This window comes from Planococcus massiliensis, assembly GCF_000821325.1.
Classification (GTDB): domain Bacteria; phylum Bacillota; class Bacilli; order Bacillales_A; family Planococcaceae; genus Planococcus; species Planococcus ruber.
On sequence record NZ_CCXS01000001.1, the window covers coordinates 93,342 to 113,538 of the forward strand.

Genomic DNA, 20,197 nt, shown 5'->3' on the forward strand with positions numbered 1-20,197 from the left:
ATGAACGAACATGCCACAATACGAAGCAGGCACGTTCGATGTCATCGTCGTAGGAGCAGGGCATGCAGGAGCTGAAGCCGCACTTGCTTCTGCCCGCATGGGTGCCAAAACACTTGTGTTGACGATGAATCTGGATATGATCGCGTTCATGCCATGCAACCCGTCAATCGGCGGACCTGCAAAAGGCATCGTTGTACGCGAAATCGACGCACTTGGCGGAGCCATGGGACGCGTCATCGACAAAACACATATACAAATGAGAATGCTGAACACAGCCAAAGGGCCGGCTGTCCGCGCACTTCGCGCACAAGCTGATAAAGTGCTTTACCAACAGGAAATGAAGCGTCTGATGGAAGAAGAAAAGAATTTGACGCTCCATCAGGGAATTGCCGAAAAACTGTTAGTGGAAGACGGGAAAGTCCAAGGATTGATCACCCAAGTTGGCGGAATTTACCGGGCAAATTCCGTTGTCATCACAACCGGAACGTTTTTGCGCGGAGAAATCATTATTGGCGACCTTCGCTACTCAAGCGGACCGAATAACCAGCAGCCCTCGATCAAATTGGCCGAAAATCTGGAAGAACTCGGTTTTGAAACGGTGCGTTTCAAAACAGGGACACCTCCGCGGATCAACAGCAATTCAATCGATTACAGCCAAACCGAAATCCAGCCGGGCGACGACGTGCCGCGGGCATTCAGCTACGAAACGACTGAATTTATCATGGACCAGCTTCCTTGCTGGCTGACGTATACGAATGAAAAAACGCATCAGATCATCGATGCCAACCTTCATTTATCGCCGATGTACTCCGGCATGATCAAAGGAACCGGTCCGCGTTACTGCCCATCCATCGAAGATAAAGTGGTGCGTTTCAACGACAAACCGCGCCATCAGATTTTCTTGGAGCCGGAAGGGCGCAATACGCGGGAAGTTTACGTACAAGGGCTTTCCACGAGCTTGCCTGAACACGTCCAAAGACAATTGCTCGAATCGATTCCCGGGCTTGAAAAAGCGGAAATGATGCGTGCCGGCTACGCCATCGAGTACGATGCAATCGTACCGACGCAATTATGGCCGACACTCGAGTCGAAACAAATCGAAAACCTTTATACGGCTGGACAGATCAACGGAACTTCCGGCTACGAAGAAGCTGCTGGCCAAGGCTTGATGGCAGGCATCAATGCAGCTGCGAAAGTGCTGGGCAAAGAAGAAGTGATTTTGAGCCGTTCTGATGCTTATATCGGCGTACTGATCGATGATTTGGTGACTAAAGGAACGAACGAACCTTACCGGCTATTGACTTCCCGTGCGGAATACCGCTTATTGCTGCGCCATGACAATGCAGATATGCGTTTGACGGAATTAGGGCACCGAATCGGAATGGTCTCAGATGATCGCTACGAGAAATTCCTGGCGAAAAAAGAGCGCATTGGAGAAGAAATCAAACGTTTGAGAAACGTCATGATCAAGCCGAACGAAGCCACTCAGCAAATGATCCGCGACGCTGGCGGCAGCGAGTTGAAAGACGGCATCCGTGGGGCGGATCTATTAAAACGCCCGGAAATGGACTACGACATGATCCAGCGATTGACGGCATCGGAAACCGAATTGGAAGATGAAGTGAAAGAACAAGTCGAAATCCAAGTGAAATACGAGGGATACATCGAAAAATCGCTTCAGCAAGTGGCGAAACTCAAAAAAATGGAAGACAAAAAAATACCAGAAAACATCGATTATCATTCGATTTCTGGGATTGCAACAGAAGCCCGCATGAAATTATCAGAAGTGCGTCCGCTTTCCATTGCACAAGCTTCCCGGATTTCCGGTGTAAACCCTGCTGACATTTCCATTCTTTTGGTGTATATTGAACAAGGTAGAATTGCGAAAGTATCCGTTTAAACAGGATAAATATAAATGGGCTGGCGCTGACCAGCCCATTTTTACATAGGAGAAACGAAACAGGCTTTATAGCCGCACATAACCCCTAAAGCCATACAGCATACATGAAAAAAAGAGGGAGGAAGAAAAAATGAACGAACAGCAATTTAAAGAAGCCCTCAGCGAAAAGGGGATCCATTTGACGGATACCCAGTTAGAGCAGTTTCGTGTTTATTTCGAGGAATTGGTTGAATGGAATGAAAAAATGAATTTAACGGCCATCACCGATCAGCCGGATGTCTATTTAAAGCATTTTTATGATTCTATTACGGCCGCTTTTTACCTGGACTTCAGCAATCCGTTAAAAGTTTGCGATGTTGGGGCAGGCGCTGGCTTCCCAAGCATTCCCCTGAAGATCTGCTTCCCTCAAATCAACGTGACGATTGTGGATTCGCTTAACAAACGCATTCAATTCCTCACGCATTTAAGCGAAAAACTGAATCTGTCAGGCGTCGAATTTGTCCATGCGAGAGCAGAAGATTTTGGCCAATCTGCTCAACGTGAAAGCTTTGACCTTGTCACAGCAAGAGCAGTTGCGCGTTTGTCGGTGCTTGCAGAACTTTGCGTGCCTCTTGTTAAAAAAGGCGGAGTGTTTGCAGCGATGAAAGCGGCGTCGGCTCCGGATGAATTGAAGGATGCTGAAAGTGCTTTACAAAAATTGGGAGTAAAGTTGGAAGAAGTGCATTCTTTTAAACTGCCAGTAGAAGAAAGCGACCGCTATATTCAAGTGTTTAAAAAGTTCAAGGATACTCCGAAAAAGTATCCAAGAAAAGCGGGCATGCCGAATAAATCCCCAATCAGCTAAATCGATGCCAATGTTTCACGTGGAACATTCATTCATAAAGGTATTTTTATATAATGCAGCGAATAATGAACAAGTGAGCTTTTAAAAGGTGGTGCTTGAGGATGAAGAGTCCTTTTTCCCGTTTCTTCGGCGGCGGCGATAAAGAAGAACCGGTGAAGGCAGCAAATGAAACGACAGAAAATGTCGTGAAATTGCCGATTGAAAAAATTAGCGCAAATAAATTTCAGCCGCGAACCGTTTTTGATCAGGAAAAGATAGAAGAGCTGGCAAAAACGATTCATATCCACGGCGTGATTCAGCCAATTGTCGTTCGCACAACAGGCGAAGACGGCCAGTACGAAATCATTGCAGGGGAGCGCCGTTTCCGTGCCATGAGCTCTCTTGGTTGGGAAGAGGTTCCGGCCATTGTCCGGGAATTGAGCGATAAAGAAACCGCTTCGATCGCCTTGATTGAAAATTTGCAGCGAGAAGAACTGACAGCGATCGAAGAAGCGAATGCTTATCACAATCTTTTAGGAATCCACGGCATTACGCAAGAAGCATTGGCACAGCGGCTCGGCAAAGGGCAGTCGACGGTGGCCAATAAGCTGCGACTCTTGAAGCTTCCGGCTGAAATCCAGGAAGCGTTGCTGAACCGGCAATTGACGGAGCGGCATGCCCGGGCTTTATTGAAGATAAAAGATCCGGAACTTCAGCAAAAGTTGTTTAATGAAATCCTTGAACTGGGGTTGAACGTTAGCCAGTTGGAAGCGAAAGTGGCTAAGCTGTTGTCTGATGAACCGAAAAAGCCGAAGCAGCGGAGAAAAACGGTAAGCCGCGACGTCCGCATTGCGATGAACACGATCAAGGAATCGCTGAATATGGTGACGAAAACGGGCATCGAATTGACAACAGAAGAAGAAGACCATGACGATTATTATCAAATCACCGTAAAAATACCAAAGAAAAAAACGTAAAAAGCTCTTTCTGCTTACAGAAAGGGCTTTTTTAATAGGAATGTAATCATAAAAAGTACAAAGGTTTGCTACAATAGATAAAGAACTATCATTATTTCTAGGTTTCTAATGGTATTAAGCGTGCCACCGCAGTAAAATGGAAGAAGTATGAAAGAAAGTTGGTGCAAGTGTGGGTAGAATTATTGCGATCGCCAATCAAAAAGGCGGCGTAGGAAAAACAACCTCTTCAGTGAACTTGAGTGCCTGCCTTGCTTATTTAGGCCAAAAAGTTCTCTTAATAGATATCGATCCCCAAGGAAACGCGACAAGCGGAGTAGGGGTCAACAAAGGCGATGTCGACCAGTGCATTTACGAAGTGCTGATTGATGATGTCAATATCCAAGACACCATTATGGAAACCAAAGTGGAGAACCTTCATATTGTGCCTGCGACCATCTCACTCGCAGGAGCAGAAATTGAGCTGGTGTCGACAATTTCAAGAGAAGTTCGGCTGAAAAATGCCATAAATGAAGTGAAAGACCAATACGATTTCATCATTATTGACTGTCCGCCATCACTCGGGCTGCTGACGATCAATTCGCTTACCGCCTCTGATTCCATTATTATTCCGGTACAATGTGAATATTATGCGCTTGAAGGGTTAAGCCAGCTGCTAAGCACCGTCCGTTTGGTCCAGAAGCATTTGAATCATGACTTGATGATCGAAGGCGTGTTATTGACGATGCTGGATGCACGGACAAATTTAGGGATACAAGTGATTGAAGAAGTGAAAAAGTATTTCCAGGATAAAGTTTACCGGACGATCATTCCGCGGAATGTACGGTTAAGCGAAGCACCAAGCCACGGAGAACCGATCATCATCTATGATCCGAAATCTAGAGGGGCCGAAGTCTATCTAGAATTAGCGAAGGAAGTGATTCGTAATGGCTAAAGGACTAGGCAAAGGAATCAATGCATTGTTTCCGGGCGAAACAGTGAGTGAATCCGAAAAAATCACTCAGATCAGCATCAGCCAGTTACGGACGAACCCATACCAGCCCCGTAAAATTTTCGATGAAGCGGCATTGCAAGAATTGTCCGAGTCAATCAAAGAGCACGGCATCCTGCAGCCGGTGGTGGTCCGGAAAGTCGGCACCCATTTTGAATTAGTAGTAGGAGAAAGACGGTTCCGGGCAGCCAAACTTGCGAAAATGAAGGAAGTTCCAGCGATTGTAAAAGACTTAAATGATCAGCAAATGATGGAATTAGCTATATTAGAAAACCTTCAACGGGAAGATTTAACGCCGATTGAAGAAGCGGAAGCTTACCAGAAGTTGATGGAAGCTTTAAATCTCACGCAAGAACAGCTGGCTTTCCGACTTGGCAAGAGCCGTCCGCACATTGCAAACCACGTTCGCTTGCTTGCTTTGCCGGAACCCGTCCGCCAAATGATTTCCGATAAGAAATTGACGATGGGCCATGGCCGGACCTTGCTCGGGCTAAGGACGAAAAAGCTCATTTCAGAAACCGCTGAAAAAGTGGTAAAAGAAAGCATGAATGTGCGCCAATTGGAAAATTTGGTGCAGCGCTTGAATGAAGATGTTCCACGTGAAACAGTGGAAAAGAAAAAGAATTTATTTATCGAAGAAAAGCAGTCCGAATTGAGAGACCGTTTTGGGACCAATGTCCAAATCAAGAAATCAAAAAACAAAGGAAAAATTGAAATTGAATTTTTCTCTGAAGAAGACTTGGAACGCATACTTGAACTTTTAAACTGACAAGCGCCTATTTCCTGAAAAGGGAAATAGGTTCTGTTTTGTCAGAAGAAAAGCGGAGGTTCCCGTATAGGCCCGACAAAAAGAGGAAGCGTTTGAAAATTACATAGCACCGGGGAAGGGGAAGTAAAGCGATGGTTCTCTTAGGAACATTGGTAAATGCGATTTTGATCGTAGTGGGAACGGTGATCGGCAGGGCGCTTCGGAACATTCCCGAGAAGATGAAAGAAACGGTAATGTATGTGATTGGCTTGGCTGTAGTGGTATTGGGGCTGCAGATGGGGTTGGAAAGCCAAAACTTCATTGTTGTCATCATCAGTTTGGTGTTTGGTGCGGTAATCGGCGAATGGATGAACCTGGATAGAAAATTAAACGATTTCGGCCGATGGATCGAAGTAAAGCTAGGGGCTAAAGAAAGCAAAGACAGCATTGCCCAAGGATTTGTGACCGCTACGCTCATATTTGTAATTGGCGCGATGGGCATTATCGGGGCGCTTGAAAGCGGCTTGAGCAACGAACATGGCGTATTGATATCAAAAGGTTTGATAGATGGCTTTACATCGATTATACTGGCGTCTACCCTTGGAATCGGCGTGCTTTTAGCGGCCATTCCGGTATTTGTTTACCAAGGGCTGATCGCTTTATTCGCCACTCAAATCAGTTTGATCGTACCGGAAGCGGCATTGGATATGTTCATTACGGAAATGACCGCGACCGGAGGCGTCATGATTGTCGCCATTGGATTGAATTTGATGGGGCTGACAAAAATGCGCGTGGCAAATCTATTGCCGGGTGTTGTCGTTGTTGGGTTGATTGTCACGGTGATGTTTAAAATGAACATAGGATAATTGTTTGCAAGGAAGGTGAAACAGTGGCAGTAGATACAAAAGAAATTGAAGATCCATTAGAAACAATGGATCCGGTAGGTGCAGTAAGTACATTTACGGAAAATGTGAAAGAAATATTAACCGATGAAGCAATGTGGGTCGGCGTCGGGTTTGTGGCGATTAAAGTGATGCTGATCATTATCGCGGCCATGATCGTCGTGAAAATCGCCCGTCCATTGATTCGAAAAACGTTTTCAGTGCGGATTAAAGGGCCGCTGCATTACAACGAGCGCCGCCAGCAGACGCTATCGAAATTGCTCGAAAATGTGGTCGCTTATGTTGTTTATTTTGTGGCGATCATCGCCGTGCTGTCGGCTTTTACCATCGATGTGACCGGTCTGATTGCCGGGGCCGGGGTGCTCGGGCTCGCAATCGGTTTTGGCGCACAGAACTTGGTTCGTGATGTGATCACTGGATTTTTCATCATCTTTGAAGACCAGTTTTCAGTCGGCGATTATGTCCGGGTGGGCCAAGCGGAAGGAACGGTTGAAGAAATCGGCCTTCGTACCACGAAAATAAAAGGCTTCACGGGAGAGCTGTTTATCTTTCCGAATGGCAATGTAACCGACGTTGTGAACTTTTCCATTCACAACTCGATTGCCGTAGTGGATGTAAACATCTCCTACGAATCGGATATTGCGAAAGTGGAAAAATTGATTCAGGAATTTCTTGTGGATCTGCCTCAAAAATACGAGCAGATCATCAAGCCGCCCGAATTGCTCGGCGTCCAAAATATTACGACAACAGAAATCATTATGCGCATCACGGCAGAAACGCTGCCGATGCAGCATTTTGCCGTTTCCCGCGGCATCCGGAGAGATTTGAAAGAATACCTGGACCGCAAAGGTGTAGAGATTCCGTATCCACGGATGGTCATGGTGCAGCGTTCGCCGGAAGAATCCAATCCTTCTGTTATTAATAAAAAATAATAAAGGAGACTAACACGGATGGAAATGAAAGAATTTGGCTTAAATGATGTAGTGGAAATGAAGAAAGGGCATCCTTGCGGGGCCAACGCTTGGAAAATCATTCGCATGGGCGCAGATATCCGCATTAAATGCGAAGGCTGCCAGCATAGCGTGATGATTCCGCGGGTCGAGTTCAATAAAAAAATGAAAAAGGTTTTAGTCAAAGCGGAAGTACAGGAATAGGTTCCTCGGTTTTGATGCAGTTTTGAAGAATGGACAGATTCGTGTTTCATTCCTATAATGGAATGGTTGCATAAAAATAATTCGTTTGATATAGAGGAAAGGTCGTGAATCCTATGGCATTAACTGCAGGGATTGTAGGATTACCAAACGTGGGGAAATCCACATTATTTAACGCTATCACAAAAGCGGGGGCTGAAGCAGCCAACTATCCGTTTTGTACAATAGACCCGAACGTCGGAATCGTAGAAGTTCCGGACGAACGTTTAGACAAATTGACTGAATTAGTCGTACCGAAAAAAACCATCCCAACCGCATTTGAATTTACCGACATTGCCGGAATCGTTAAAGGCGCAAGCAAAGGGGAAGGACTTGGAAATAAATTCCTTTCGCATATTCGTGAAGTTGATGCCATTTGCCAAGTGGTCCGTTGCTTCGCTGACGAAAACGTGACGCACGTATCCGGAAAAGTAGATCCGGTTTCCGATATTGAAGTCATCAATTTGGAATTGATCCTGGCGGATATGGAAAGCATTGAAAAGCGCATTGCGCGTGCTGCAAAACTGGTCAAACAAAGGGACAAAGATGCGGTGGCAGAAGAGCCTGTATTGATGAAGCTGCGTGAAGCATTTGAAGCAGGGCAGATGGCGCGTTCCATCGACTTTACCGACGATGAATTGCAAATCACGAAGAACTTGAACTTGCTGACGCTGAAGCCGATGCTTTATGTAGCCAACGTTTCTGAAGATGAAATCGCAGATGCAGAAGACAACGAATACGTTCAAAAAGTGCGTGAATACGCAGCAGAACAAAATTCTGAAGTGATCATCGTCTGTGCGAAAATCGAAGAAGAAATGGCTGAATTGGAAGATGAGGAAAAAGAAATGTTCCTGGAAGAGCTCGGCATCCAAGAGTCAGGGCTTGATCAATTGATCAAAGCTTCCTATAATTTGCTTGGACTGGCTACTTACTTCACAGCAGGCGTTCAGGAAGTGCGTGCATGGACCTTTAAAAAAGGAATGAAAGCACCGCAATGTGCGGGGATCATCCACTCGGACTTCGAACGCGGATTCATTCGCGCTGAAACAGTGGCATACGAAGATCTAGTCGAGTTAGGTTCGATGGCTTCAGCAAAAGAAGCAGGGAAAGTACGCCAAGAAGGCAAAGAGTATATCGTAAAAGACGGCGATGTAATGCTGTTCAGATTTAACGTTTAAAAAGTTAATTTCAACACCAATGATGAGAATACAAGGTCGCAGCAGCGATAAAAATAAAAAAAACCGGATGCCTCAACCGCATCCGGCTTTTTTTCGGGGAGGCATATCAAAATGTTATTATTTGTATACGGAACATTGAAACAAGGCGGCAAGTATCATGCGTATTTGGAAGAAGCGAATTTAGTAGCCAAGCATGCATCAGCAAAAGGAGCGCTTTATGACACAGGACTTGGCTATCCAGCCCTTAGTTTGGTAGGAAACGATGAGGTGGCAGGAGAAGTCTACGATATTCCGGACGTCTTGTGGCCGGCCCTCGACTTTTTAGAGGATTGTGTGGGCGAAGAAAGCGATCTTTACGAGAAAAAGGCGATAGCTGTCCAAACAGAAAACGGTACGCTAGAGGCGGTCGTTTACGAGGCAAAACAACAGGATTTATTGAAAACAAAGATTTCTTCAGGCAACTGGGAAATCGCATATGCATAACAAAAGCCCTGAGTGATTCACTCGGGGCTTTCGTTTATCGGCTTGCTGTCATAAAGGTGAAGGCGCGGAAGTTCCGGATCGTCCAGCACCCAAATATCTTTCTTTTCTTTCAGAAGTTCACGGTACATGATGAAATCGCCGGCCGCTCCGGCAGCCAGCATGGCGCCAAGCAGCACCAGGGTTTGGCTCTCGATCCAAAAGCCGATAAGGGTCGGAAGGACAGCGGTCGTCCAAAAGGGCAGCAGCAGCGCTTTTCTCATGGCCGAACTGGGCAGCGGGGTGCTGGTCGTGGCATAAGCGATGCCCAATTTTAAATTGAGCCCGTATTTTAAAGAAGCGAACGAGACTTTTCCAAAGAGCAGAAAGCCGATTAAATGAAAAAGTTCATGCAGCACAATCAAAAGGGCATAGCCGATGATGAAATAAAGAATAGCGGAAAGAGAAAAGCCAAAAGACAGAGGTTCCGCGAAAACATGATAAGCAGCGGCAAAAACAGCCAACAGCAAAATATTGATCCATAACAGTTTAGGGGCAATCTCTTCCAAGTTGATGTCGATAACGCGAGAAGGTTCCATTTGACCACTTCCTTTATTATTTTCTATCTCCACTATAGCTTATGGGAATGCGAAAACACACTTGCAGAAGCAATAGCTGTGTGATACAATACAGTGATGTGAGTAATATTATGAATTGCTTGCTCCTTGCCCGCTGGAAACAGCAGGGCCCAAGTCCATGAGGAGGTGAAAACACGATGAGAGAATACGAATTAATGTATATCATTCAGCCTGCAATTGAAGAGGAAGCGAAAAAAGCTCTAGTTGAGCGTTTTAACGACATCCTTACTTCTAACGGTGCTGAAATCATCGAGTCGAAAGAGTGGGGTAAACGTCGTTTAGCTTACGAAATCAACGATTTGCGTGAAGGTTTCTACCATATCGTAAAAGTAAACGCTGGTTCTGAAGCTATCAACGAATACACACGTCTTGCGAACATTAACGAAGACATTATCCGTCATATCGCGATCAACAAAGAAGCGTAAGCGGTAAACCTGTAAATATTGACTAAAAGGGGGTTGAATTCTGATGATTAACCGAGTTGTTTTAGTCGGAAGACTGACAAAAGATCCTGACCTTCGCTATACGCCAAGCGGAGCGGCAGTCGCTCGCTTTACACTGGCTGTAAACCGGACGTTCTCCAATGCGCAAGGTGAGAAGGAAACGGATTTTATCAATTGTACGGTTTGGCGCAAGCAAGCTGAAAACACAGCAAACTTCCTGAAAAAAGGAAGCCTCGCTGGTGTAGAAGGCCGCATTCAAACTGGCAGCTACGAGGGACAAGACGGAAAACGCGTTTACACGACTGAAGTAGTAGCAGACAGTGTTCAATTCCTTGAACCTAAAAATTCTGGTGCTGGTGCAGATCGTTCACAAGGGCAGCCATCTTATCAGCAGAACCAATCGCCAAGTCAACAAAACCATACCCGTGTAGACCAAGACCCATTCTCAAGCGGCAGCGGCCCGATCGAAGTATCGGATGACGATTTGCCATTCTAAGAACGGCTTGAACTGACGGACACAAATTTAGTATAAAGGAGGTAATTCGATATGGCACCACGTCGCGGAGGCAAAAAACGCAAAAAGGTTTGTTATTTCACTTCAAACAACATTACGTACATCGACTATAAAGATACTGACCTATTGAAGAAATTCATTTCTGAAAGAGGAAAAATCTTGCCACGTCGTGTTACAGGCACAAGCGCTAAATGGCAACGCAAGTTGACAATCGCTATCAAACGCGCTCGTATCATGGCACTTCTACCGTTTGTTGCGGAAGAAAAATAAATAAGAAAAGCGGAAGCACCTGATCAGGTGTTGGAGTCTGGACAAAACATTCTCCTTTTAAGCTATTTTCATATGATAAGAAAGGCCGGGAAACCGGCCTTTTTTTATTTGGCGATTTCTCGTCTCATCAAGTAGACTCTTCTTTTCATCCTCTTCCGCTTCTTTGGAAGAGGCGTTTTTTGTTCCTTCACTTCAATCATGTTACAATTACAAGGATGAAATAAACCCGAAAGAAGGGGACAACCACTCGAATGCAGAATCAACAAACAAGACAACTTACACAGGGTGCCATGATGGCCGCAGTCTTTACCGTGCTGCTGGCGATTTCTGTTTATGTGCCTCTTTTACAGATTGTCAGTTCGCTATTTCTGGCACTGCCAATCGCTTGGTATAGTGCAAAATACGGCGGCAAAGCTTCTGCGCTTTTCTCAGCCGTCTGCCTGATTTTGACGTTTATCGTCGGCGGACTCCTGTCGCTGCCGCTAGCACTGATCCATATCCCGCTCGGCTTGGTCATCGGTTTGTCCATTTTTAACCGAAAAAGCAAGCTTTTTATGTTTATGGGAGCAAGCATTGTCCTTTTGATTTCGATCATTGTGCAATATGTCGCATCCATTGCGCTGCTCGGGATCAATATCTTAGAAGAAGCGATGACCGAGATGAAAAATTCATTTGAGCAGACGAGCGCTTTAATGGAAAGTTTCGGCACGCTGCCGGAGGATTACAATGAAAACGTGAATCAGCTTTTGCTGGCGATGGAAACCTTAATGCCAACGTGGTTGGTATTGGGCGTATTTATGGGGACATGGGTCCTGTTTCTCCTCCTGCTGCCGGTTTTGAAGCGGCTTGGAACTGAAGTTCCGGCATTTCCGCCTTTCCGGGAGATGAAATTGCCGAAATCGGTCCTATGGTATTACTTAATCGTTATCGTGGTTTCCGCATTCAGCGAATTTCAGCCGGGAACCATGCCTTATATGGTATTGATGAATGCCACTGTTATGCTTCAATTCCTGCTGTTCCTGCAAGGGATATCGTTCTACCATTTCTACATCAAGCAGGAAGGCTGGCCAAAATGGGTAACGGTCATCGTGACCATTTTAGCCATTCCGCTGCAATCATTTACGAGCATCGTTGGAATCGTGGACCTTGGATTTGATATCCGGGGCTGGGTGAAGCGGGCACACGAGTTTAAAGGAAAATAAGGAGCTGAAGAGAATGTCGGCTTTTTTTAGGAAAAGAAAACTTCGATATCCGCTTATAGCGCTGCTGATCCTCGGGATCGCAGCCGCAATTCTGATTTCACTGTGGTCGGAATGGGCAGCAGGAGGATTTGTCCTGCTTTTTGCGGCAGCATTTGCCGCTGCCTGGATGACAGAAAAAAGAGTGTACGAAGAAACGGAAAAGCATATCGAAACGCTATCTTACCGCGTCAAAAAAGTGGGCGAAGAAGCGCTGCTGGAAATGCCGATCGGGATTTTGCTCGTCAATGAAAATTTTGATATTGAATGGGCCAATCCCTATATGACAACTGAATTGGAATACGACACCTTAATTGGTGAATCGATTTATACGTTATCGGATGAATTCCATACGATGATAAAATCAGAAGAAGCGAAAGAAACCATCATTACGCTGGGCGAACGGAAATACCGGGTCTATTATAAAGCGGATGACCGCTTGTTCTATTTATTCGACATCACCGAACAAGTGGAAATTGAAACGCTCTATTATGCCGATCGGACGGTTCTTGGGATTCTCTTTATCGACAACTACGATGAATTGTCCCAAGGGATGGATGACCAGACGCGAAGCAATTTGAACAGCCTGGTCACATCGCTGATCAATGAATGGGGCGCCGACCACGGAATTTTCGTGAAGCGCATTTCTTCGGACCGGTTTATGGCCGTGTTCAACGAATCCATTCTAAAAGAGCTGGAGCTGTCGAAATTCGCGATTCTGGACAATATCCGGGAAGTGACGTCGAAAGATAATTTGGCGTTGACTTTGAGCATCGGAGTCGGTGCCGGATCGGCTTCTTTAGTGGAGCTTGGCAGCATGGCACAATCCGGGCTTGATCTGGTTCTTGGGCGCGGCGGCGACCAAGTGGCGATCAAGCACCCAAGCGGAAAAGTGAAATTTTATGGCGGCAAGACCAACCCTGTCGAAAAACGTACACGGGTGCGGGCGCGCGTCATTTCCCATGCACTTCGTGATTTGATGCAGGAAAGCGACCAGGTCTTTGTCATGGGCCATAAAATGCCGGATATGGATGCCATCGGGGCGGCAGTCGGCGTTGCGAAAATGGCTGCGATGAATAAAGTCCAGGGACGCATCGTTCTGGATTTCAATGAGTACGACCGCAGCGTGATGCGCTTGATGGAAGAAATTGAACAGGATCCGGATCTGTTCGACCGCTTTATCACGCCGGAAGAAGCGCTTGCCGATATGACGGACAATTCGCTGCTTGTCATCGTCGATACGCACAAACCTTCGATGGTCATTGATGAGCGGCTGCTGCAGCGCATGGAGCGGGTTGTTTTGATCGACCACCATCGCCGCGGCGAGGAATTCATCACCAATACGATGCTCGTCTATATGGAGCCATATGCGTCTTCGACGGCAGAACTGGTGACCGAATTGATCGAGTATCAGCCGAAATACGAAAAACTGTCGATGCTTGAAGCGACGGCCATGCTTGCCGGCATCATCGTCGACACGAAAAGTTTTACGCTCCGTACCGGGGCAAGAACGTTCGAAGCGGCCTCGTATTTGCGCTCGAATGGCGCGGATACGGTGCTGGTGCAGCGTTTACTAAAAGAAGACCTGGATACTTACGTGGAACGGGCGAAAATCGTCCAGACTGTCGAGTTTGTCGGAGACGGCATCGCGATTGCGAAAGGCGAACCGGGCCGCATCTATAGCCCGGTGCTGATTGCCCAGACTGCGGACATCCTGCTGACCATGAAAGACGTCAATGCGTCGTTCGTGGTTGCGGAAAGAAGCGAAGGCGGCATTGGCATTTCGGCGCGTTCCCTTGGAGAAGTAAACGTGCAGGTCGTCATGGAGAATATGGGAGGCGGCGGGCATTTAACGAATGCTGCGACGCAAATCCCCGGCTCGACGATCGAAGAGGCGGTTGCCCAATTAAAAGAAGTCATTACCGAACAATTTGAAGGAGGCACAACGGAATGAAAGTGATATTCTTGAAAGACGTTAAAGGAAAAGGCAAAAAAGGCGAGATCAAAAATGTGGCGGATGGCTACGCACATAACTTTTTATTGAAAAACAACTTAGCGAAAGAAGCCGACCAGGCAGCAATCAGCCAATTGGCCGGCCAGAAGAAAAAAGAAGAAAAAGAAGCGGAAAAAGAATTGCAGGAAGCAAAAGAGCTGAAAGCAAAACTTGAAAACCTGACCGTCGAATTAAAAGCGAAATCAGGGGAAGGCGGCCGTTTATTCGGTTCGATTACAACAAAGCAAGTGGCAACAGAACTTGAGAAGAAACATGGCATCAAAGTGGATAAGCGCAAAATGGAATTAGATGATGCAATCCGTGCACTTGGCTATACGAACGTGCCTGTAAAATTGCACCACGACGTCACAGCTACTCTTAAAGTCCATGTAACAGAAGAAGCGTAAGGTGATGAACCGATGAACGAAACACTGGATCGCGTCCCTCCGCATAACCATGAAGCCGAGCAATCGGTTATTGGGGCCATCTTTTTAGAACCGCAATCGCTGATCACGGTGGCAGAAATTGTCATGCCGGAAGATTTTTACCGCATTGCCCATCAAAAGATTTTCCAGACGATGCTGACCTTGTCAGACCACGGGAAAGCGATTGATGTCGTGACCGTGACGGAAGAATTATCGGTCAAGAAAGAACTGGAAGATGTTGGCGGCTTGTCGTATTTGACAGAGATCGCCAACGCGGTTCCGACAGCGGCAAACGTGGCGCATTACGCCCATATCGTCGAAGAAAAGTCGCTGCTGCGGCGCTTGATACGGGTGGCGACTTCGATTGTGGAAGACGGGTTTACACGCGAAGATGAAGTGGAAGCCTTGCTGTCGGAAGCTGAGAAAAAGATGATGGAAGTGTCGAACCGCAAGAACGCGGGCGACTTTATCCACATCAAAGATGTACTCGTAAAAACGTATGATAATATCGAATTGCTTCATACCCGAAAAGGCGACGTTACAGGCATTCCTACCGGCTTCCGGGATTTGGATAAGGTAACTGCAGGGTTCCAGCGAAACGACTTGATTATCGTCGCTGCACGGCCTTCTGTCGGTAAGACGGCATTTGCCTTGAATGTGGCCCAGAACGTAGCAACAAAAACCGATGAGAACGTCGCAATCTTCAGCCTCGAGATGGGTGCTGAGCAGCTGGTCATGCGTATGCTTTGTGCAGAAGGAAACATCGATGCGCAAATTATGCGGACCGGTGCGCTGCAGAACGAAGACTGGCGCAAACTCACGATGGCGATGGGAAGCTTGTCGAACGCCGGAATCTTTATCGATGACACGCCGGGAATCCGGGTCAACGATATCCGCGCCAAATGCCGCCGTTTGAAACAGGAATACGGCCTTGGCATGATCATGATCGATTACCTTCAGCTGATCCAGGGCCCCGGCAAATCAGGGGAAAACCGGCAGCAGGAAGTATCGGATATTTCCCGCTCGCTGAAAGGCTTGGCGCGTGAACTGGAAGTTCCGGTTATCGCTTTGTCCCAGCTGTCGCGGGGCGTTGAGCAGCGGCAAGACAAACGTCCGATGATGTCCGATTTGCGGGAATCCGGAAGTATTGAGCAGGATGCCGATATCGTTTCCTTCCTTTACCGGGAAGATTATTACGATAAAGAAACCGAAGACCAGAACATGATTGAAATCATCATTGCCAAACAGCGTAACGGCCCGACCGGTACAGTGAAATTGGCATTTGTGAAAGAATACAATAAATTCGTGACCATTGACTGGAGCCAGCACGAAGGCGGTCCGGATTTCTAGAAAAAAGCGAACGATAGATGAGTAATTTCGTCTATTGTTCGTTTTTCTTTGGGGTTTTATTGACGAAAGGGCATTTCACTGCTACAATGGAGACTGTTTGAGATAGGGCAGAGGCCTAACGGAGGTGCGGACAATGACATCAGTCGTAGTAGTAGGAACGCAATGGGGAGACGAAGGAAAAGGGAAAATCACAGATTTTCTATCTGAGCACGCAGAAGTGATTGCGCGTTACCAAGGCGGAAACAATGCTGGACATACCATCATTTTCGGCGGTGAAACGTATAAATTGCATTTGATTCCATCGGGGATCTTTTATAAAGACAAAATTTCAGTGATCGGCAACGGAATGGTTGTAGACCCGAAAGCGTTGGTAAAAGAGCTGAAAGCTTTGCATGAACGCGGCGTCACAACTGAAAATCTGCGCATTTCCAATCGCGCGCACGTGATCTTGCCTTACCACATCAAGCAAGACGAAGTGGAAGAAGCGCGCCGCGGAGCGAATAAAATCGGAACAACTGGCAAAGGCATCGGACCTGCTTATATGGACAAAGCAGCACGTGTCGGCATCCGCATGGCGGATCTTTTAGACCATGTCGTGTTCGAAGAAAAATTGCGCATGAACTTGAATGAGAAAAACCGGATGTTCGAGAAATTCTACGAAACTGAAGGATTTACAGTAGAAGAAATTCTGGAAGAATACTACGAATATGGCCAGGAAATTGCCAAATACGTAACCGATACGTCGAAAGTATTGAATGATGCCATCGATGACGGTCGACGCGTTCTTTTCGAAGGCGCTCAAGGCGTGATGCTCGATATCGACCAAGGAACTTATCCGTTTGTTACTTCTTCCAACCCGGTAGCGGGCGGTGTAACCATCGGAGCAGGCGTTGGACCGACTACGATCCAGCACGTCATTGGCGTATGCAAAGCCTATACGTCACGCGTTGGAGACGGTCCGTTCCCGACTGAACTCTTTGATGAAGTCGGACAGCAGATCCGCGAAGTCGGCAAAGAATACGGGACGACTACAGGCCGTCCGCGCCGCATCGGCTGGTTCGACAGCGTAGTCGTGCGCCACGCACGCCGCGTCAGCGGGTTAACGGATTTGACGGTCAACTCGATCGACGTATTGACGGGCCTTGAAACGGTGAAAATTTGTACAGCGTACCGCTATAAGGGCGAATTGATCACGGAATATCCGGCGAACTTGCGCATGCTTGCAGATTGCGAACCGGTTTACGAAGAACTGCCAGGCTGGTCAGAAGACGTAACGAAATGCAAATCACTGGATGAACTTCCAGCCAATGCCCGCCACTATTTGGAGCGCATTGCCCAGTTGACAGGGGTACAGATTTCGATTTTCTCCGTCGGACCCGACCGCAACCAGACAAATATCGTTACAAGCGTTTGGCGCTAAGAAACGGCAACGCCTGTTAAGTAAAAAATAGGATAAAAGAGTTGAAGTGGATCTCCATTTCAACTCTTTTTTGCGTTTTTTTGTTATTTTAACAAAATGTACACATTTATCGAGGCTGGAAAGAGCTCCTATGTAACATTTGTGACAATAAAACATCATTTAGACAAAAATATATTAGAAAATATTTCTAATAACGCGGGAAAAGCGCGAAAAAATACATAAAAATAGCCAGTAATTAGAATTTATTGCCAAGAATGCGACAGCTGTTTTACAAAAAGGCAATTGGTGTTATTTCAAAATAAGAATGTGCTAGAGTGGTAAAAGCTTCGAAAAAGAGCGGAAACCGTACAGGAATTTATACAGATAAAAGCAGGAGGAAAACCGATACAATGAAAGAAATAAAGAAAGCCGGCCAATCGATCAAATTGAAATGGGCGGCTGCATCTATTTTATTAGTGACGGGCTTTGGGATTACTACCGTTTCAGCAAAACCGATTGAAGAATCCGGGCTAGAACCCGTTTACCATGTTTATAACAATGGCGAATACTTAGGTGCTGTCAGCGACAGCGCATCGCTGAAAACCGCAGCAGCAGAGCGAATCGACCATATACAAACGTCTTATGAAGAATTAGATCTCCAAGTGGACCGTGGCGTGAAGGTAATCGAGGAGAAAGTCTTCGCTTCGCCTATTTCAAGGGATGGTGAAGCATTCGACCGGGTAGCGGCAGCGTTGCCGATCAAAGCAGCTGCTTTCAGGCTGGCTGCGGGCGATGAGACGGCAGTGTATGTGAAAGACCGGGAAGCCTACAATGAAACCATTAAGCAAGTGAAGCTGGCATTTGTATCGCCCGAGGAGTTGGCGGAATGGGAAGAGCGGATGGAGACAGGGAAAGCACCTGCAGAAATCGGAGTCGGCGAAAGCCGGCTAATGGATTTAGCTATTGCCGAGAAAATTTCCGGCACTTCCCAGCAAGTCGATCCTTCGGAAGTAATGACGGTGGACCAAGCCGTGAGCTACTTGCTGAAAGGTGAACGGTTCCACCGAGCGGCAAATGGGGAATCTGCCCAAATGATCGCGGAGAAATTTGATGTGACCGTAGAAGATTTGAAGGAAATGAATCCGAATCTGAATTTGGCTGCGTTTGACGCCGGCACTTCCATAAAGATTGCTGAAGAAGGGCCGAAAGTGACCGTGTACGTTCAACGTGAAGAAAAGACGGCAAAAGCCATTCCGAATAAAACCGTCACGAAAAAAGACAAGCATGTGCTGATCGGCGAGAAAAAAGTGAAAGAAAAAGGCGCGGCCGGGGAAAAGCAATTAACCTATGCAATCCGGGAAGAAAACGGCAAGAGGACCGGGCGTACATTGGCAGCAGAAGCTGTGGCGAAAGAGCCGGTTGACCGGATCGTCCTCGAAGGCACAAAGCCATTGCCGAGTGTCGGGACCGGAAAATTTGCTTGGCCAGCTGAAGGCGGCTATATCTCAAGCGGCAGAGGCGAACGGTGGGGCCGTCTGCATAATGGCATCGACATAGCCCGCCCGGACGGACTGGCGATCAAAAGTGCCGACCACGGTGTAGTAAAAGCAGCCGGAGCGGCCGGAACTTTTGGCAACCGCGTCGTAGTAGACCATAAAAACGGCTATGAGACCATCTATGCGCATCTTTCATCCATCGATGTCAAAGTGGGCGAAAAAGTCCCGAAAGGCAAAAAGCTGGGCGTCATGGGCTCGACCGGACGTTCTACCGGCCTCCATTTGCATTTTGAAGTTTCTTATAAAGGCGTCACCAAAAACCCGTTAAATTATATTAAATGAACGTTTGAATCGATCCACCCCCGTGGATCGATTTTTATTGTTTTATGGGAGTTTCCAAATTAGCGGAAATACAGCCATCATTATTTCCCGGGGAATACCGGAGAGGGAGTCATAGATGCGAAACCTCTTCAACAATGATAAAGTAAAGGGTAGAAAAGAATGTACAGCGAAGGAAATTCCATCGAAAGCTGGAATAAAAAGGGGAGAAAAACTGATGAGTAAAACGATTTTGGTTGTAGACGATGAGAAGCCGATTGCAGACATCCTGCAGTTTAATTTGAAAAAGGAAGGCTTCAATGTCGTTTGTGCGTATGACGGGGATGAAGCTGTCAAGATTGCAGAAGAAATTCAGCCGGATTTGATGCTGTTGGATATCATGCTGCCGAACCGTGACGGCATGGAAGTATGCCGGGAAATCCGCAAGAAATTCGATTTTCCGATTATTATGCTGACGGCGAAAGACTCGGAAATTGATAAAGTGCTTGGACTTGAACTGGGAGCGGATGATTATGTCACAAAGCCGTTCTCTACCCGTGAATTGATCGCGCGCGTAAAAGCAAATTTGCGCCGTCAGAATGTCACGCCTGCAGACGAAGAAGGGCCAAGCTCAAACGACATCGAGGTGGGTTCTTTGACGATTCAGCCGGACGCTTATTTGGTTCAGAAGCGCGATGAAACAATCGAATTGACGCACCGCGAGTTTGAATTGCTGCATTACCTCGGAAAGCATATTGGCCAAGTGATGACCCGCGAGCATTTATTGCAGACGGTATGGGGCTATGACTATTTTGGCGATGTCCGCACTGTCGATGTGACGATTCGCCGCCTTCGTGAAAAAATTGAAGACAACCCAAGCCACCCGGCCTGGATCGTCACCCGCAGAGGAGTCGGTTATTACTTGCGGAATCCTGAACAGGAGTAGGT

General features: G+C 46.8%; 21 protein-coding genes. 20 read left to right on the forward strand and 1 reads right to left on the reverse strand.

The features are described from left to right. Window positions 1-10 precede the first annotated feature (10 nt). From mnmG to BN1080_RS00470, 10 genes are all read left to right on the forward strand, one after another. Window positions 11-1,900 carry a tRNA uridine-5-carboxymethylaminomethyl(34) synthesis enzyme MnmG gene (gene mnmG / locus BN1080_RS00425; protein WP_052649561.1) on the forward strand — a complete coding sequence of 630 codons (1,890 nt, stop codon included), beginning with the start codon at window positions 11-13 and terminating at the stop codon, window positions 1,898-1,900. Between the two features lie 130 nt (window positions 1,901-2,030). Then, complete coding sequence (gene rsmG / locus BN1080_RS00430; protein WP_052649562.1) at window positions 2,031-2,744, forward strand: 16S rRNA (guanine(527)-N(7))-methyltransferase RsmG; 714 nt, start codon at window positions 2,031-2,033, stop codon at window positions 2,742-2,744. Between the two features lie 101 nt (window positions 2,745-2,845). Then, the gene (gene noc / locus BN1080_RS00435; protein WP_052649563.1) at window positions 2,846-3,700 is read left to right on the forward strand and encodes a nucleoid occlusion protein; all 855 of its coding nucleotides are present in this window, start codon (window positions 2,846-2,848) and stop codon (window positions 3,698-3,700) included. A gap of 169 nt (window positions 3,701-3,869) precedes the next feature. Next, window positions 3,870-4,631, forward strand: coding sequence for a ParA family protein (locus tag BN1080_RS00440; RefSeq protein WP_052649564.1), 762 nt, complete (start codon window positions 3,870-3,872; stop codon window positions 4,629-4,631). After that, entirely contained in the window at window positions 4,624-5,457 is an 834-nt protein-coding gene (locus BN1080_RS00445) for a ParB/RepB/Spo0J family partition protein (RefSeq protein ID WP_052649565.1), read from the forward strand. Before BN1080_RS00440 ends, BN1080_RS00445 begins: the two co-directional genes overlap by 8 nt. Window positions 5,458-5,588: 131 nt before the next feature. Then, the gene (locus BN1080_RS00450; protein WP_052649566.1) at window positions 5,589-6,302 is read left to right on the forward strand and encodes a DUF554 domain-containing protein; all 714 of its coding nucleotides are present in this window, start codon (window positions 5,589-5,591) and stop codon (window positions 6,300-6,302) included. 131 nt (window positions 6,303-6,433) lie between these two features. Next, on the forward strand, window positions 6,434-7,270 hold the full coding sequence (locus tag BN1080_RS00455) for a mechanosensitive ion channel family protein (protein ID WP_407674794.1): 837 nt from the start codon (window positions 6,434-6,436) through the stop codon (window positions 7,268-7,270). An 18-nt stretch (window positions 7,271-7,288) separates the two neighbouring features. After that, complete coding sequence (locus BN1080_RS00460; RefSeq protein WP_052649567.1) at window positions 7,289-7,492, forward strand: DUF951 domain-containing protein; 204 nt, start codon at window positions 7,289-7,291, stop codon at window positions 7,490-7,492. A 113-nt stretch (window positions 7,493-7,605) separates the two neighbouring features. After that, on the forward strand, window positions 7,606-8,706 hold the full coding sequence (gene ychF, locus BN1080_RS00465) for a redox-regulated ATPase YchF (protein WP_052654269.1): 1,101 nt from the start codon (window positions 7,606-7,608) through the stop codon (window positions 8,704-8,706). 111 nt (window positions 8,707-8,817) lie between these two features. Beyond that, window positions 8,818-9,189, forward strand: coding sequence for a gamma-glutamylcyclotransferase family protein (locus tag BN1080_RS00470; RefSeq protein WP_052649568.1), 372 nt, complete (start codon window positions 8,818-8,820; stop codon window positions 9,187-9,189). Window positions 9,190-9,206: 17 nt separating this feature from the next. Here the strand turns inward: BN1080_RS00470 and BN1080_RS00475 are convergent, their stop codons facing one another. After that, the gene (locus BN1080_RS00475; protein ID WP_052649569.1) at window positions 9,207-9,764 is read right to left on the reverse strand and encodes a DUF3267 domain-containing protein; all 558 of its coding nucleotides are present in this window, start codon (window positions 9,762-9,764) and stop codon (window positions 9,207-9,209) included. A gap of 176 nt (window positions 9,765-9,940) precedes the next feature. Between BN1080_RS00475 and rpsF the strand changes: the two genes are divergently transcribed. The 10 genes from rpsF to yycF all read left to right on the forward strand — a co-directional run bounded on the left by rpsF (window position 9,941) and on the right by yycF (window position 20,195). Further along, the gene (rpsF, locus tag BN1080_RS00480; RefSeq protein WP_052649570.1) at window positions 9,941-10,228 is read left to right on the forward strand and encodes a 30S ribosomal protein S6; all 288 of its coding nucleotides are present in this window, start codon (window positions 9,941-9,943) and stop codon (window positions 10,226-10,228) included. 43 nt (window positions 10,229-10,271) lie between these two features. After that, window positions 10,272-10,742: a single-stranded DNA-binding protein gene (gene ssb, locus BN1080_RS00485; protein ID WP_052649571.1), complete on the forward strand. Its 471-nt coding sequence runs from the start codon at window positions 10,272-10,274 to the stop codon at window positions 10,740-10,742. Between the two features lie 51 nt (window positions 10,743-10,793). Continuing rightward, window positions 10,794-11,030, forward strand: coding sequence for a 30S ribosomal protein S18 (gene rpsR, locus BN1080_RS00490; protein ID WP_052649572.1), 237 nt, complete (start codon window positions 10,794-10,796; stop codon window positions 11,028-11,030). A gap of 251 nt (window positions 11,031-11,281) precedes the next feature. After that, on the forward strand, window positions 11,282-12,232 hold the full coding sequence (locus tag BN1080_RS00495; RefSeq protein ID WP_052649573.1) for a YybS family protein: 951 nt from the start codon (window positions 11,282-11,284) through the stop codon (window positions 12,230-12,232). A gap of 13 nt (window positions 12,233-12,245) precedes the next feature. Beyond that, complete coding sequence (locus tag BN1080_RS00500) at window positions 12,246-14,222, forward strand: DHH family phosphoesterase (RefSeq protein ID WP_052649574.1); 1,977 nt, start codon at window positions 12,246-12,248, stop codon at window positions 14,220-14,222. Further along, entirely contained in the window at window positions 14,219-14,668 is a 450-nt protein-coding gene (rplI, locus tag BN1080_RS00505; RefSeq protein ID WP_052649575.1) for a 50S ribosomal protein L9, read from the forward strand. The genes BN1080_RS00500 and rplI overlap by 4 nt, the downstream gene beginning before the upstream one ends. 12 nt (window positions 14,669-14,680) lie before the next feature. Continuing rightward, window positions 14,681-16,036 (forward strand): replicative DNA helicase, encoded by a 1,356-nt coding sequence (gene dnaB / locus BN1080_RS00510; protein ID WP_052649576.1) that lies wholly within the window; start codon window positions 14,681-14,683, stop codon window positions 16,034-16,036. Between the two features lie 133 nt (window positions 16,037-16,169). Continuing rightward, the gene (locus BN1080_RS00515; protein ID WP_052649577.1) at window positions 16,170-17,456 is read left to right on the forward strand and encodes an adenylosuccinate synthase; all 1,287 of its coding nucleotides are present in this window, start codon (window positions 16,170-16,172) and stop codon (window positions 17,454-17,456) included. Between the two features lie 389 nt (window positions 17,457-17,845). After that, window positions 17,846-19,273: a LysM peptidoglycan-binding domain-containing M23 family metallopeptidase gene (locus BN1080_RS00520; RefSeq protein ID WP_052649578.1), complete on the forward strand. Its 1,428-nt coding sequence runs from the start codon at window positions 17,846-17,848 to the stop codon at window positions 19,271-19,273. Window positions 19,274-19,487: 214 nt separating this feature from the next. Next, window positions 19,488-20,195: a response regulator YycF gene (gene yycF, locus BN1080_RS00525; protein WP_052649579.1), complete on the forward strand. Its 708-nt coding sequence runs from the start codon at window positions 19,488-19,490 to the stop codon at window positions 20,193-20,195. Window positions 20,196-20,197: the final 2 nt, after the last annotated feature.

Coding starts and splice junctions, on each gene's coding strand:
- mnmG (WP_052649561.1), top strand. CDS start 11: ATGCCACAATACGAAGCAGGCACGTTCGATGTCATCGTCGTAGGAGCA.
- rsmG (WP_052649562.1), top strand. CDS start 2,031: ATGAACGAACAGCAATTTAAAGAAGCCCTCAGCGAAAAGGGGATCCAT.
- noc (WP_052649563.1), top strand. CDS start 2,846: ATGAAGAGTCCTTTTTCCCGTTTCTTCGGCGGCGGCGATAAAGAAGAA.
- BN1080_RS00445 (WP_052649565.1), top strand. CDS start 4,624: ATGGCTAAAGGACTAGGCAAAGGAATCAATGCATTGTTTCCGGGCGAA.
- BN1080_RS00450 (WP_052649566.1), top strand. CDS start 5,589: ATGGTTCTCTTAGGAACATTGGTAAATGCGATTTTGATCGTAGTGGGA.
- BN1080_RS00455 (WP_407674794.1), top strand. CDS start 6,434: ATGTGGGTCGGCGTCGGGTTTGTGGCGATTAAAGTGATGCTGATCATT.
- BN1080_RS00460 (WP_052649567.1), top strand. CDS start 7,289: ATGGAAATGAAAGAATTTGGCTTAAATGATGTAGTGGAAATGAAGAAA.
- ychF (WP_052654269.1), top strand. CDS start 7,606: ATGGCATTAACTGCAGGGATTGTAGGATTACCAAACGTGGGGAAATCC.
- BN1080_RS00470 (WP_052649568.1), top strand. CDS start 8,818: ATGTTATTATTTGTATACGGAACATTGAAACAAGGCGGCAAGTATCAT.
- BN1080_RS00475 (WP_052649569.1), bottom strand. CDS start 9,764: ATGGAACCTTCTCGCGTTATCGACATCAACTTGGAAGAGATTGCCCCT.
- rpsF (WP_052649570.1), top strand. CDS start 9,941: ATGAGAGAATACGAATTAATGTATATCATTCAGCCTGCAATTGAAGAG.
- ssb (WP_052649571.1), top strand. CDS start 10,272: ATGATTAACCGAGTTGTTTTAGTCGGAAGACTGACAAAAGATCCTGAC.
- rpsR (WP_052649572.1), top strand. CDS start 10,794: ATGGCACCACGTCGCGGAGGCAAAAAACGCAAAAAGGTTTGTTATTTC.
- BN1080_RS00495 (WP_052649573.1), top strand. CDS start 11,282: ATGCAGAATCAACAAACAAGACAACTTACACAGGGTGCCATGATGGCC.
- BN1080_RS00500 (WP_052649574.1), top strand. CDS start 12,246: ATGTCGGCTTTTTTTAGGAAAAGAAAACTTCGATATCCGCTTATAGCG.
- rplI (WP_052649575.1), top strand. CDS start 14,219: ATGAAAGTGATATTCTTGAAAGACGTTAAAGGAAAAGGCAAAAAAGGC.
- dnaB (WP_052649576.1), top strand. CDS start 14,681: ATGAACGAAACACTGGATCGCGTCCCTCCGCATAACCATGAAGCCGAG.
- BN1080_RS00515 (WP_052649577.1), top strand. CDS start 16,170: ATGACATCAGTCGTAGTAGTAGGAACGCAATGGGGAGACGAAGGAAAA.
- BN1080_RS00520 (WP_052649578.1), top strand. CDS start 17,846: ATGAAAGAAATAAAGAAAGCCGGCCAATCGATCAAATTGAAATGGGCG.
- yycF (WP_052649579.1), top strand. CDS start 19,488: ATGAGTAAAACGATTTTGGTTGTAGACGATGAGAAGCCGATTGCAGAC.